The sequence below is a fragment of the Lonsdalea populi genome (genome assembly GCF_015999465.1).
In the GTDB taxonomy this organism is placed as follows: Bacteria; Pseudomonadota; Gammaproteobacteria; order Enterobacterales; family Enterobacteriaceae; genus Lonsdalea; species Lonsdalea populi.
In genome coordinates this window covers 853,313-866,227 of the sequence record NZ_CP065534.1, presented here as the reverse complement: position 1 = coordinate 866,227, position 12,915 = coordinate 853,313, and the positions used below count along the sequence as shown (strand labels likewise).

Here is a 12,915-nt window from a genome sequence, read left to right as displayed (position 1 = left end):
GGTTGTTTCTCCGTTTATTCGACCTGCAGCAGGTGCTCAGTACCGTTAACCAAAAACCGGGCTGCACGACCGGACTCCGTTGATCTCAACGTCCAATTCATCAGGCTGTCGCCAGGCGAAAGCAGGCGCATAGTGGATATTTGCGAATCCCCCCGAGGGATTACGACGGCGAAGGTCTGACCGCCACGACGTTCAATGCCGGTCAGTACAAACGGTGCAGTCGGCGTCACCGGGCGCCGAACTGACCGGTAAATCTTTTTTGCGGCGGGCACAGAACCTGTTTTGACTGATTCAGAAGACGTTCGTTTTTTTTCGGATTCTGCCGTTTTTTTCTCAAGTTCGACCTTTCGGTTGATCTCCTCCAATGCGCCCAAAGATTGCTGTACATCGTGCTCAAGTGAACTAACACGCGTCTGCAGCTGATCTACAGTCTGACTACCACGATTACCCGAATCTTGAAGTTGGCTTACCGCACTCTTCAAGCTGGCCTGCTCATCATTGGCGGATTGCACGGCGGCAGGCAGCGTTGCCAACGCCGCCACCTGTTGTTCGAGCGTTTGAAGGCGCGTTTCCAATGCAGATACGTTTGACGTAAGTCGACCTATTTGTCCGCTACGGAAGACGGCATCAAGCGTTTCGACGCGGACGGTCAGTTCTGAGAGCGCGCGCCCCATGACAGCCAATGCCGTCAGGGAGCCAGCTAGACTTAATGTCAATAAAACGAGACTGCCGGTTCGCAGAATTTTTCGAGAAGGGAACGGAAGCCGCGGCCGCGGCTTAACCGTAGAGACTGGCGGTGCTTCCTGTGCGACCTCCTGATATTCAGGAGCGTCAGGAAGCAGCTCGTCGAGTGAAGCATGACTGGATGGCATACAGGGTTTCCTTATGGCTGCACAGCAGAACGCCCATAAGGTGCAAAAACGAGTATTGATTGACGATGATTAACTCTTCACTCAATGATGAAAATTTCAGTAAAGTTATTGGCAATAGGCATAACTCACCGCACTCACATTCTGTTTTTCTGGTGTGTCACACCATACCTGCCAAGTGTTATCTCCTAACGGGGCGCTCCCCACCAACATTGCCCATCCTATGGACGTGCCCTCACACCATCCGCCTCCTGAGATGATTTTTTTCCCCGTAGGACACGTGGCATAAGCATGTGGCCACCGGAAAGCGTTAACTCTCGCGCTCACTATTTGAGTCTCTGGTTGCGGTAAGGTCCACACGCCATTTTTGCAGGACATGCTCGCACCAGACGCATCGCGGCTGACCAAACCATTGGGTGAACAACTTGCGCCTGCCGCGTTAACCCCATCAAGCTGGAGAACATCCCCTGTAGACAGCCGGCCTTCGGACCTTACGTTTCCACCACGCACCTGACCACCGGTGTATATGTTTTTATCGTTAATGGCTCGGACCCAGTCGTTATCAGACATGTAAAAACCACCGCCATACGTCTCATTCAGCCAACCTTGACTACCACGCGTAATAAACCAACCGTTGTTAGAACGTATATCGCTGTTGGCCGTCATCGTGTTGCCTGCGGTGATATCACCGCTGAATGTGCCCGTCACCGCATTCACCGTTGCCGTGTTGTTCAGGTTGTTTCCCCCCATATCAATGCTGGTATGCATCGTATTCAGGTCGGGCTTACCTGTGACAGAAAAGCGATAGAGTCGGTCACTTTCACCACGCGCAATCCCCAGCTCATCCGTGGTCAGCAGCACGGCGATATGCCCCTGCGTGGTGCTGATGCCAAACTGGGATATCGGTATGTTCCAGCTCCCCATCGCACCGGTCGCCAAGCCAGACGTCCAGATGTAACCGCCCATGCCTGCCGTGATATCCATCGATATCTGACGCAGAGCCAGAAAGGGCAATGGAACGCCGTTTTGTGTATAAACAAGCGCCTGAAGTTGATCGGTATTCGTCGCATGACGAACCAACGCAGCACGGTAAACCTGACCTTCAATGGTCGTTTCACTGAATCCTTGCTCCAGAAACCCTGTATTTTTTAACATGGTGGGAGTCACAATGACTGGTGCTGTCGAGGTTGCGCTGGACAGTAACGTATCGTAATAATGTCCGGTATAACGCTTCACGGCCTGCGTAAAACGGGAGGTCTGCGCAGACGTGTTTATCCAAGTACGTCTCTGCATCCAGTCATTAATCAGTGAATAACCCCATACGCTGACCAGCAGCAGGATAATTAAGGCAGCACCGGTGCTGAGAATGGCCCAGCCCCTATCATTTTTGTGGTTTTGTTTCACAGATTTCACCATGTGATGAGTGGCTGATAAAGTTTGATAAGAACGCCCCATATTGCGCCGGCACATAACCAGGGGCCCATCGGTCCCCCTTCTCTGAATCGATGGTTCAAGAGTTGCCAGAGAACAAAAAAACTCACACCGGCCAGCAAGGCATACAGTCCGTTTGCTTCTCCCAGCCAGGCGGCGATCGCTCCTGCCAGCAAGACATCACCTAACCCCAGACACTCACAGCCGTAAATTTTGAAAGTGGCGTAACGCCAGGCACTGAAGACGGATAATGCCGTCACAGCTGCGAGAAGATGACCAGTAAAACCAGGTGTTATGAGGGCAGCAACCAGACCGGCTATCAGGCAACTGGTCGTCATTTCTCGGGGTAAAAAGCCGGTAATCGCATCGATAAGCGTCATTCTGAATAGGTAGAGACTGAATAACAGCGCCACCAACCGTTCCAATGCTGGGGCCGGTGATAAAAGTAGGCAGGTTGCAGCTGCCGCGAAAAGGCAGGTAATCGCGGCGAAAATCCAAGTAATGCCCACAGAGGCCGAGCTGAAAAGCTCCCTTCCCCATTCCTTCTCATCGGCTGAGGTGATTAGGCTCAGACGAACCCGACGCGCAATAAAATCGAAAATACCGATGCACAGCGGGAAAAGGAGAATAAACACCGGCCAGGGCATGCTCAACGTCAGCAGCGTCACAGTTTCACCCCTCGTTCTTTTAATAAAAGCTCGCAATAAATGGCATATATCCGGTTGGCGTAAGACTCGCGCGTTTCATGCCGATCTTTCCGGAAACCCGCGTTATAAGAACCCAGACAGTTCCAGCTGATGCCACAAACCTGAAAATGTTTCGCCAGGATCCAGGTGCCGATTTGCACATTTAGACAAGGACGGACCAGTAAATCCTGTGAGTTACGGATGATGCCCTCTGCCATCAGCACCGGGATATGCGTTGAGTTGACCTGCATTAACCCGTAGTCAACGCTCAAGGTCCGTCCTGTTTTTTTATCGCGGTTGATATTGGTCGCTTTGGATTGGAGTCGGCTTTCCCCTGTGGCAATAGCTTTCAGCAGCAGGGGTTCAATATGGTATTTCATCCCTGCCGCCTCAAAGCAAAAAGCCCCCGCATGGGGGCAAAGCAGGAGCAGCGACAAGAACGTGAACAGGCGCAGCATGTCACTAGCCGTTATGAGTGAAGACAAGCTTATTGTTGCCGATCATTCCGCTGTCAGCCGAGCAAGACTTACCCGCCGCTTCCGCACTGACAACTCCGTCGCTGTAATCTGTGCTGTTAATTGTGATGGCACTGAATGCACCGCCGGAACCGAGCTGAGTCGCGATTGAGATACAGTCAGCCTGTGGGATTTTCTGAGTCGTTACGGAGAAACCGTTATTAAATCCATCGGTTGCCACCGGTGCCATCACCACCTGGCCACCGTAGCTATTCCACAAAGTCGCAGAGCCAGCGCTGGCAGTCCCCTGGATCGTCCAACCAGCTTTCGGTGCCCCACCCTGTTGAATGAGCGTGCCGGTCATCGTTGTGCCGCTGGTGAAGTTATACCCCCCCTGAGTCTGCTTGAGTTGCTGAGCATTTGTGACAATGGCTTGAAGGTTAGACCCCTCCAATCCGACGGATTTTTTCCCCCATAGCCCCCAGAGCAAAGCGCCGACGACACAGATAACAATTACAGTACCAATAGCAATGGAGCCATGTTCAAGAATGCCCCATCCCCGGTCAGATTGGTGATTACGTTCCGCTAATGTCTTTGATGACATGATATTTTCCTCAATGTGTGCTGAAGGTGTTCATGTCCTGAATTTGCATCACCATCAGTAGGATGAGTAAGAAGAAACTCATAATCAGAACGAGAGAAAAGAGTTTGGTCACGTTGGCTTTGCGGGCAACACGCGCCAACGCCTGTTCCAGCCAACGGTCGGCATAGTTTGTGATGAGCGACGCGGCGCTGTTGCCTTTATCCAGCAACGAGAGATAGTTCACCGCTTCACGGCTGGGAAAGTCATAACCGCTATTACGCAGCGCTCGGCCCAGAGAGTCGCCTTCGCTCATGCATTCCATAGCGCCCTCGATGCGTTCCTGCAGCCAAGGGGGGGCAAACCCATCAAGGATCCTCAACGCCTTGAGTTCCTGCACACCGGCACCCAGCAATGCGCCAATGTTCATCAGAAACACGGCCCCCTGCAGGTCTTTGTAAACCGACCAAGGCATCAGATAATCCGCCACACGCCGCAATCGCCCACGCCAACGAGGTAGGGACCAGAACGCCATAACGACCAGCCCTGCCATTGCGCCGGCGGCGGTCAGCCCCCACTCTCCTGTCCACTGAGCAACGCCATTCATCAGTCCGAGAGCTCCGGTCCAAGTAGCCGGATCGGACATTTTGCTCAGGGTGGGCACCAGTGCCAAGTTATTGGCCAACAACAAGCCGGTGCTTAGGAAAACAAGGACCACCGGAAATACCGAAGCAAAAACTACCTGACCAAGAATACGGCGACGTGCGACGATCAGTTTGTCTGCCTGCATCAACGCCCCTGGAATATTGCCGGTTTCCATCCCGGCGCTGATCAGCGCCGCTTCTTCATAAGGCGCCCAAGCAGCAAGAACATCCTGCAGGGCTCGTCCGGGACGATTATCGTTCACCCCTTCAAGACAGTCCTGAACCAGCTCATGATAGGGGTGCCAACACTGGCCAAAGTCGGTATGCACTTCGCCAATCATGACCAATGATTCTTTCAGCGCTTTACGGTTCTCCAGCAGGAAGCGCAGGGTTTCGTAAAACGGCTGACGGTACTGACCGGTAAAAGTGACTCTCACCAGTCGGTAACGTAGGCTCTCTGCGAATGTCATGTCGCGGGATGGGTAGAAACGGCTACTGAAAACCATCAGGTACCTCACATTCCATCATCGCATCCTCATCCAGCGGACAGATAAGATCGCCTTCCAGCGGGTCGACTCGCCCCTCTGCGAGATAACGCATAAGATGCATTCGCCGTGTGATCCCCCCCTGATTCACCCAATATTGGCGGGCAACAGCAGGCCCGTGAGACAGCCAAAGCAGCATGAGGCGCGCATCGGTCCTGATCACCTCGGCAACCGCCGTACGCCCCGTCACGCCGCGACTGATGATACGTCCGGTTAGGGGCACCGTTTTCTGACAGTGAGAGCAGCCTTCATGATTACGGAAGAAGAGTTTGCTGGTATCGCAGAAGCCTTCAACGGTGCAGTACCGTTCGAGACGGGCACGCGTATCGGCATCCATCTCAGGGGCTTTAACCTGCCAAGGCACCCGGCAGTGTTCACAGAGCAGTGGCACAAGCCGCTGGCCTATCAGACCGGTGATGAGTGCTGCATCTGCCAGGAGGTGACGATCGACGCCAAAGTGCTCCATACGGCGCAATGAGCCAATGGCACTTTGGGTATGCAAGGTAGAGAAGAGTGCATGCCCGGTTTCACTCGCGTAAATGGCCGCAATCAGTGAATGAAGGTCACGCATCTCACCGTTCAGGATAGCATCCGGGTCGAGACGCAGTGCCGAGGCATTAGCGTTATTCCAGGCGCGGCTGATGGCTTCCGGTGAATTATCAGCGGGCATCACGGGCGTCTGGATCGCACCAGGAATGCGCCCTTCAGGCGGATTTTCCAGCGTCAGCAGGCGCTTTTTGCCTCCCGTCAGCTTCAGCCAGATATCGCTGAACACGCGCAGGGTGGCGCTTTTACCTGAACCGGTTGGCCCGGTCAGCAGCACCATACCCTCCGGCAGGCGCAGGATCTGCATAATGAGCTTTATCTGTTCAGGCAGAAAACCCAGCTGCGGCAGTGTGGGGACATTATCTCCGTCGTCCGGGATAAGACGCATAACCACAATCAGTCCGTCCGGCGTGGGACGATGCTCATAGCGGGCGCCATACAGACCGGCCCGGCGGGCAAACTTAGCATCGACACGCCCGGACTGTTCGCGACCCGCAAAAAAGGATTGCTCACGTACGTCACACATTGACAGATAGGCCGTGGAAGCCAGCGTCATACCTTCCACATCTTTCACCTCATCAACGACCTCAAGTTCACCGTGGACGCGCAGCTGAACGATCGTTAGTTTTCGGTCAGCACTGATCTCAAAATGGATGTCAGACGCACTGAACTCATGGCCCAGCCGCATATAACTGATCAATTTATCCTGCGATACGCTGATATCACGATGATTCAAGTCGTCTTCGCTGACCCCTTGTGTCAGCAGCCCCAGCCCTTGCTGTTCTGCAACTTCACGACGACGATTCAGCTCGCTCAGTGTCACAAACTCGGTTTTTGCCGTCGGGTGTGTCCGTGTGACATCCATCACCCATCGCTGGATCGCCGCTTCTTTTCGCCTATTACCATCAATAAGCAGCGTCACGCCACCTGATGGATGGAGTTCGGCGAACACAAAATCCATAATCTCTTTATCAGGTGTCATCATGGCCTCAAAAGGAGAGTTCAGAATTATCGCTGAGACGCACGAATGTGGACGTCACCTCCATGACGCGTTTAGAGGTGCCAGGAACTTGATCACCTTTTACCACCTCCGTAACGCCCCCATCCGGCAGCACAATGCGTGCTCGCAGTTGGGTACCGCGCCCGTAAATCTCCTGCAAACGCACGCCTCCTGCTCGCTTTTCCGGGTTTGTACCGGCCGTCTGTTGCGCGGGAACCGGCTGCCCCATCAGGGGCAAGGTAGACGGCGTGGACATATAGGTGCGCTCGGGACTCTGCGCAGACTGGCTTTCCCGCAGTTGCTGCTCCAGACGAGCTGTCTGAACTTTCTGCTCAAGGAGCAGATTGCGCGCCTGTGCAGCTTCGAGTTCACCCAACGTGACGTTGGGTGGCAAAGCATCGCTGGCCCCTGCAACCAGAGACGCGCCGCAGAGCAACACGGACAGCAGCAGGCTCGTGCCAGCGGGATTAATTCTGCGCATAGATGCTACCTTTCATGATGTAGTTGAACTGGCCCTGAGGGCTCATGGTGACTGACACGCTGGTCAGGCGAAGTCCAGTGGGATCGAAATCTTGAAGCAGGCTCTCAGGTAGCAGGCGTGAGCTGACAGAGAATGCAAATTCGCGCCAATCCTGTACGGGGAGCGTTTTCTCCTGCCCCGGCGTAACCGCCGGCGGTTTCACTTCAGTAAACTTCACGTCAAGATTGCGGCGTTGCAAATGGGAGATAAAACGCATCAACTGAGGATCTGCGCCAGGCACAACTTCATCCGTAAGCTCAGTGGCAGATGTTTTTTTGAATGGCATGAAAACATCACCGTTTTTACCACCATCCTGTAAGTTAAAAACCGCCGAGTGCCCCAGCAGCTCACGGACGCGGTGGGAAAAATCTTCCACGGTTGCTCCAGGCGTGGCGATAAAGCGCAACCTCAGCCCCTCTGGTACACATTCACCGTCGGTAAAACGCCAACCCACGACAGAAGCAAAGACAGGCTCACGAGTGAACCAGCAGTTGCTTAGCAACACCGAAACGGGGAGTTGAGAGGCCCACGGGTGAGGAGCTCGCATTGGAATGTCAGGCGTTTCCGTTTTCAACGCCATGCGGGCGTGGTACGCCGCCATCGACGCCGCCTGCTCAGCTTTTTGCGCAGCAGTATCGAACCAGTAAGCAGCTGAAGCCGCCGAAATCGCCACGACGGCGACCGGCAGAACCAATGACAACGTCGTCACACGTTTGTGCAGTTGGCAGCGTTTCAACTGTGAACGGCTTAACGCGTCAATCAGCGTGTTGGCGTGATAATCATCATCCGCCGTGGCGGCACACCGTAATCCCGGAGCATCAACATCGTTAAACCGGAGGAAGTTTTTTGCAGCCAGTTCAATCACCGAGCGAGGGCCGGTCACGTCGCCCATCACAGAAAGTTGCCCGCCGACAGCGGCAAAGAAAACCCACTGATCCTCACTGTGGCTCAGACGGTAGATCCCCCAGGCTTTTCCCCCCTCAGACAACAGAAACGCAACGGCAAGAGAATAAAGGTGACGCCGTACACGCCCGGGAGAAACGAGACCTCGCATAGATTTAACGCCTCTGCCAGCCAGCACGTAATGTGTGTCTGGCGAGGACTGGTTACGCAAACGCGTGGTGATCGCGTTACGCTGCGTCTCCCAATGCATACCGGCTATCCAGTCTCGTCTTTGATGAGCAATCCGGACACCGGCACGGAGGGAGGTTTTTTTCATTGCTGGCATGGATTACCTCAACAAAACAGGAGTGATCATAATGACGAGAGTAGTTCGGCCGTGTGTCCCGGTCTGACCACCGCCGAGGATAAAGTTGCCCGGAGTGAACGTGCCCTGCTTATCTGCGGAGACGTTTTGCTGTTCTGAACCAGTCAATACCAGCGTCTGACCAGAGCGCAGGTTGACCTTGCGAGCCAGCCCTTCAGTAGACGTTGTCGGTAGGTCATTACGGGTATTGCCATCAGCGCTGATAAATTTCTCAATTTGCGGTGGACTGGTATAGCTGAATGCGAACTGTAGCTGTACGTCGCCGTTCTCCTGAATAAACGGCAGCATGGTCATAAACAGCCCGGTAGTAATGGTCGTTGTGCTCATTGAAGAAGTAACGCCCACGTTGGCCGTAGCTGTCGAGCTAGAGCTGGTCAGAATGCCTTTCTGGTTGGAAAGCTGATATGCCACTGGCGTCAGGTTGGCAGTTGGATCAGTCTGGTTAAGCGCCATACTGACGTTGCCCTGCTGAGACAACGCTTTAATCAGCAGGCTGGAACCTGAGAATTTCGCGGCATTGCCGGAGGCTGTATCGAGGATCGAAATACCGGCGCTGGCCGCGGACGTAGATGCATTTGCCATCGAGCCCGTCAGATTGGCACCAAAGTTGTTAAGAGACTTATAAATCACGCCCCAGTCCAGACCCAACTGTTCGTTACGTGTCTGACTAACACTGACAATCTGAATATTTAGCTGAACTTGGCGACTCAGCACTTTGTTCTGGTACTCGATATAGCGACCGATTCGGTCAAGCACGTCTGGCGTGTCAGTCACACTCAGCGTACCGGTGGCCGCCGACAACCAGAACCGGCCGGACTTCGGTGTCAGCATCTGCTCGATCGTTTTACGAATATCATCGTAAAGGTCACTGTTCATACCGTAATCGGTCTTCTGGTTAGAACTGATTTCGCCGGAGGTCCCGCCAGTCGTCCCACCGCCGCTTCCCAACTGACTCCCAGAACCTGAGTTGATAGAAGCGCTGCTATTCACTTTCGTGTTGAGGATAACAAGCTGAAAAGTGCGAGTGTCCTGCTGATAGAAGTACACGCCACTACGGTCACTTCGCCACGACAATCCCAGACCGCTGGCCGCCATATCCAGTAAGCCACGGAGGTCCCCCTGATATTTAAGACCACGGATGAGCGAAGGAGATGCCGGAACGGAGACCGGTTGTGCCGTTGTGGTCCCCATTTGTGACAACGGCACACGGCCATTATCGTCAGGGGTAGGCAACTGACCGCTCATCTGAGATGTCACCACGTTACTCGTAGAAACATGGCTTAGTACCGCAAAAGCATCCGGTGTGATAGAGACACGTACCCCGCACAATGCCGTGATCCGTTGACCCAACTCCGGTAGCGAAATACCCTCCGGCCGGTTTATCGTTATCTGGCAGGTCGGCAGATTTTTTTCATCGGGCGTGGATATAACCGGCGCAACCGGCTGCAGATTGACCCAAGGCTTATCAGACCAGACCACTGTCGGTTGGGACACCGCCTGACGGCTTTGCAGCACGCGCTGTGCGGTATCGGCGTGATCCGTGGCCTCTTTATCTATTTTATTGATTTCATTCAGCGAACAGGATGACAGTACAAACACGGCTGCCATCGCTGTCAGGCAGAAAGGTAAACGCGGCATCCGCAGCTCCCTGAGGTGATTAATTAAGATAAACAATGCTGCCCTCCGTCACACCGGACGGCAGAGGCAGGTTCATATCAGTCCCGTCAACCATCCGCAGACGTCCGCCGTTTACCGTCAGCGTCAACGCGGAAGTCACGGACTGTGTACTGAGGGCTGTCAATACGCCATCAGTGGCTGGCACCCAAATCCAGAGACGCCCGCTCTGGATCACTGTCTGAATACGACTGTCCGGCACGGGGATCATGCCGGTCTGTGCAGGAGAGACGGGCCCATCCGTCACTGTGCGCCCGTGGCGCCAGTGGTTGATGGCATCCGCCGTACGCAGCATGTCAACGGCAAGCTGATCGGGAAGAGTCTGCTGGATGGATGAACGGACATGCTCGACTGAATGGCGCTGTGCCTCACCGGCCATCAGCGCGATGACCAGGCAGAAAACCAGAACTGGCAGCGCGAATTCCATTTCATCGTCCCCCACCAGTTGGTGAATCACCCACGGAAATTAGGCACTGGATACGGTTGGCTTCAGCAAACAACGGTTTTTCGGCCTTGCGGTACAGATCAAAGACCTGAACCATCACCGATTCAAAGTTGCCGTGAAACATCAGAGGTGCCTCAATGCGGTAATCAAGCGCCACGGGCCAAATGACTACCCAGCTCCCACCGTTGCTGCACGGTGCCTTAGCTGCCCAGCCGGTTAGGGTCTCTTTTAGCGTGGAGCCAGGCTCGGCTCGCCACGTCTGTCCGACAGGCAGGGGAGCGACCGGGGCACCCGGAATATATGAAGATGCGGTCTGACTTGAAACCGGCGAAGCCAGCGGCAGTGAGATGGCAGGACGGACGGGCTCAGCCTGCCGGAGAGCGTTCACTGTCGTCGGCTGTACAGGAACCGAGGGACCGGCGGTTATTGGTTTTTTCTGAGATGAGGACGCTTTCAGTCCAGCATCAGGTGATGTCATCGGCGAACTTCCGGCAGGCGAAAGCTCAACGGATTTCTGTCCTGCCGTTGTCTTCGCCGTCGTCAGTACCGGCGACGGGACGGCCAGACTCTCCGGCTTAAGTGCAGGTTTTTGTCCGATGCCCGGTGTGTTGTTCATGCGCATATCACCGGTAAAGGGATTACGCGACACCGCATCAACTATGTCAGCTACCTTCGCAGTCTGAGCTGGCTTAATGTCAGATGAGGGGCTGATCGGAGCATGCTGCGGCGCTGGTGAAACAGGTACCGTCAACGGGGCGGTGAAGCTGCGATACTGGTCCCGCAGTTCAAAGCAGACTTCGCGATTAACCTCATCCACTCTCAGTCGCCAGGCGGGGCCGGCCAGGATCTGCAGGGCTTCGCTCAGTTTCACCGGACCGATATCGCGCTGTACGGCAGGAAGCGGACGAGCGAGGAGCTCAGAGAGCGCTGAAGAAGTGGCTGAACACAGTGAATAGCCTGATTCCAGCAGCAGATACCGAAACCCGTCACCCACGGAGTTCGCCAGCTGAGCTGGCATGGTGACATCAATAATCTGATTAAGCGGGTCACGTTGTGCATCGTCAGGGCGTGTGCTGGCGAGCGTGTAGCGATCATAACGTACCACTTCAGGGGCACGGTTACGGTAAATGTCATCGAAACGGGCAGGCTGCTGATAACGCCCTGCTGGATTTGGCGCTGCATCGGAAGACGGGTTAGTGCAACCAGCAAGCATTACCGAGCAGGCAAGCAGTCCGGCTCCCGTTGCTGTGCGTCTTGAAGGTACTGCCATCAGGATTCACCCCAGAAATAGTTTTAGTCAGAGGGGCTATTCTGGCGGTGATGAAAAAGCGGGCAACGTGAAACTCTTTCCCGAAACTCAAGAAAAACAGAATCGTAGATTTCATCAGCATCAGGCGTCCAAAATACGGTAATGAGACTGACAATCTTGTTTCATTCGTAGGCAGGAAACATCTTACAACCTTTCTTCACGAACCAACGATTCCCCTTCGGGGCAACCCCGTCAGGCCATAAAAACAAGTTTTATAGCCTGACGGCGTTATCATCAGAAAAAATTTCATCCAAGCCCCCAATAAAAAAGCGCCACAAAGGCGCTTTATCGGTAGTCAAGGATGACTGATAAGTAAATCAGGCCACATAGTGTGGAATATGTGTCACATCACCACGGCCAGCAAGTAAACCATCAATGGAAATATCCTCATCCAGGGAATCCCAATGAATACCGCGTTTACTGAGTTCAAAATCTCCACGAGCAGATTCAGAGGCGCTGAGAAGTTTTGGAAACCAGGCCAGAGGAACCCCCATAACCCGTCCATCGCTTAATTCAACCCACATCGTGGTTTCGTCAAATTTCACATTTTTAGCTGAAATAGTCATACCAGGCCTCCACAAACAACGTCTGGTTTTGCTCTATCATTTTGGTTAATTCCCGAAGCGTCCGAGCATCGAAACCATCATTTCGGCTCAATTTCACTCCGTTTTCTGTCCAAAACTTTGCTTCGTTCTCTGTATTGCGGACATGTATATGGGCAGGTTCGCGAGGATTGCCCTCATTGGAGTAAAAGAAAAATTCAAATCCGTTTAGTCTGAGTATAACCGGCATTAACCACTACCTCACATATCGCACGATTATCCTGAATAAAAAAGCGCCAGTCAAACTGGCGCGAGAGAGGGTATAATTATCTGAATCCGTTATGAAATTGCATAAATGGCTTTTCGACATATGCCATAACCATGCCCAAGTAGAGTAGGCCT

General features: G+C 53.8%; 14 protein-coding genes. All 14 read right to left on the bottom strand.

Annotated elements, in window-relative coordinates:
• Nucleotides 1–14: 14 nt before the first annotated feature.
• The 14 genes from I6N93_RS03875 to I6N93_RS03810 all read right to left on the bottom strand — a co-directional run bounded on the left by I6N93_RS03875 (nt 15) and on the right by I6N93_RS03810 (nt 12,763).
• Complete coding sequence (locus tag I6N93_RS03875) at nt 15–872, bottom strand: plasmid transfer protein (RefSeq protein ID WP_085686849.1); 858 nt, start codon at nt 870–872, stop codon at nt 15–17.
• Nucleotides 873–977: 105 nt separating this feature from the next.
• Entirely contained in the window at nt 978–2,273 is a 1,296-nt protein-coding gene (gene pilV / locus I6N93_RS03870) for a shufflon system plasmid conjugative transfer pilus tip adhesin PilV (protein ID WP_232100112.1), read from the bottom strand.
• A gap of 5 nt (nt 2,274–2,278) precedes the next feature.
• Nucleotides 2,279–2,968 (bottom strand): prepilin peptidase, encoded by a 690-nt coding sequence (locus I6N93_RS03865; RefSeq protein ID WP_085686853.1) that lies wholly within the window; start codon nt 2,966–2,968, stop codon nt 2,279–2,281.
• The gene (locus I6N93_RS03860) at nt 2,965–3,444 is read right to left on the bottom strand and encodes a lytic transglycosylase domain-containing protein (RefSeq protein ID WP_085686855.1); all 480 of its coding nucleotides are present in this window, start codon (nt 3,442–3,444) and stop codon (nt 2,965–2,967) included. The genes I6N93_RS03865 and I6N93_RS03860 overlap by 4 nt, the downstream gene beginning before the upstream one ends.
• Nucleotides 3,445–3,448: 4 nt before the next feature.
• Entirely contained in the window at nt 3,449–4,045 is a 597-nt protein-coding gene (locus tag I6N93_RS03855; protein ID WP_085686856.1) for a type 4 pilus major pilin, read from the bottom strand.
• 10 nt (nt 4,046–4,055) lie between these two features.
• Nucleotides 4,056–5,171 carry a type II secretion system F family protein gene (locus tag I6N93_RS03850; protein ID WP_085686858.1) on the bottom strand — a complete coding sequence of 372 codons (1,116 nt, stop codon included), beginning with the start codon at nt 5,169–5,171 and terminating at the stop codon, nt 4,056–4,058.
• Nucleotides 5,158–6,738, bottom strand: coding sequence for a GspE/PulE family protein (locus I6N93_RS03845; RefSeq protein WP_085686860.1), 1,581 nt, complete (start codon nt 6,736–6,738; stop codon nt 5,158–5,160). The genes I6N93_RS03850 and I6N93_RS03845 overlap by 14 nt, the downstream gene beginning before the upstream one ends.
• 7 nt (nt 6,739–6,745) lie before the next feature.
• Complete coding sequence (gene pilP, locus I6N93_RS03840; RefSeq protein ID WP_085686862.1) at nt 6,746–7,237, bottom strand: type IV pilus biogenesis protein PilP; 492 nt, start codon at nt 7,235–7,237, stop codon at nt 6,746–6,748.
• Nucleotides 7,224–8,429 carry a type 4b pilus protein PilO2 gene (gene pilO2 / locus I6N93_RS03835; RefSeq protein ID WP_232100110.1) on the bottom strand — a complete coding sequence of 402 codons (1,206 nt, stop codon included), beginning with the start codon at nt 8,427–8,429 and terminating at the stop codon, nt 7,224–7,226. The genes pilP and pilO2 overlap by 14 nt, the downstream gene beginning before the upstream one ends.
• A gap of 78 nt (nt 8,430–8,507) precedes the next feature.
• Nucleotides 8,508–10,181, bottom strand: coding sequence for a PilN family type IVB pilus formation outer membrane protein (pilN, locus tag I6N93_RS03830; RefSeq protein ID WP_085686869.1), 1,674 nt, complete (start codon nt 10,179–10,181; stop codon nt 8,508–8,510).
• A gap of 19 nt (nt 10,182–10,200) precedes the next feature.
• A complete protein-coding gene (pilM, locus tag I6N93_RS03825; RefSeq protein ID WP_085686871.1) occupies nt 10,201–10,644 on the bottom strand; it encodes a type IV pilus biogenesis protein PilM in 444 nt (147 codons plus the stop codon).
• 1 nt (nt 10,645) lies between these two features.
• Nucleotides 10,646–11,932: a PFGI-1 class ICE element type IV pilus protein PilL2 gene (gene pilL2, locus I6N93_RS03820; protein WP_085686872.1), complete on the bottom strand. Its 1,287-nt coding sequence runs from the start codon at nt 11,930–11,932 to the stop codon at nt 10,646–10,648.
• Nucleotides 11,933–12,288: 356 nt separating this feature from the next.
• The gene (locus I6N93_RS03815; protein ID WP_085686875.1) at nt 12,289–12,537 is read right to left on the bottom strand and encodes a DUF2442 domain-containing protein; all 249 of its coding nucleotides are present in this window, start codon (nt 12,535–12,537) and stop codon (nt 12,289–12,291) included.
• The gene (locus I6N93_RS03810) at nt 12,521–12,763 is read right to left on the bottom strand and encodes a DUF4160 domain-containing protein (RefSeq protein ID WP_085686877.1); all 243 of its coding nucleotides are present in this window, start codon (nt 12,761–12,763) and stop codon (nt 12,521–12,523) included. The genes I6N93_RS03815 and I6N93_RS03810 overlap by 17 nt, the downstream gene beginning before the upstream one ends.
• Nucleotides 12,764–12,915 lie beyond the last annotated feature (152 nt).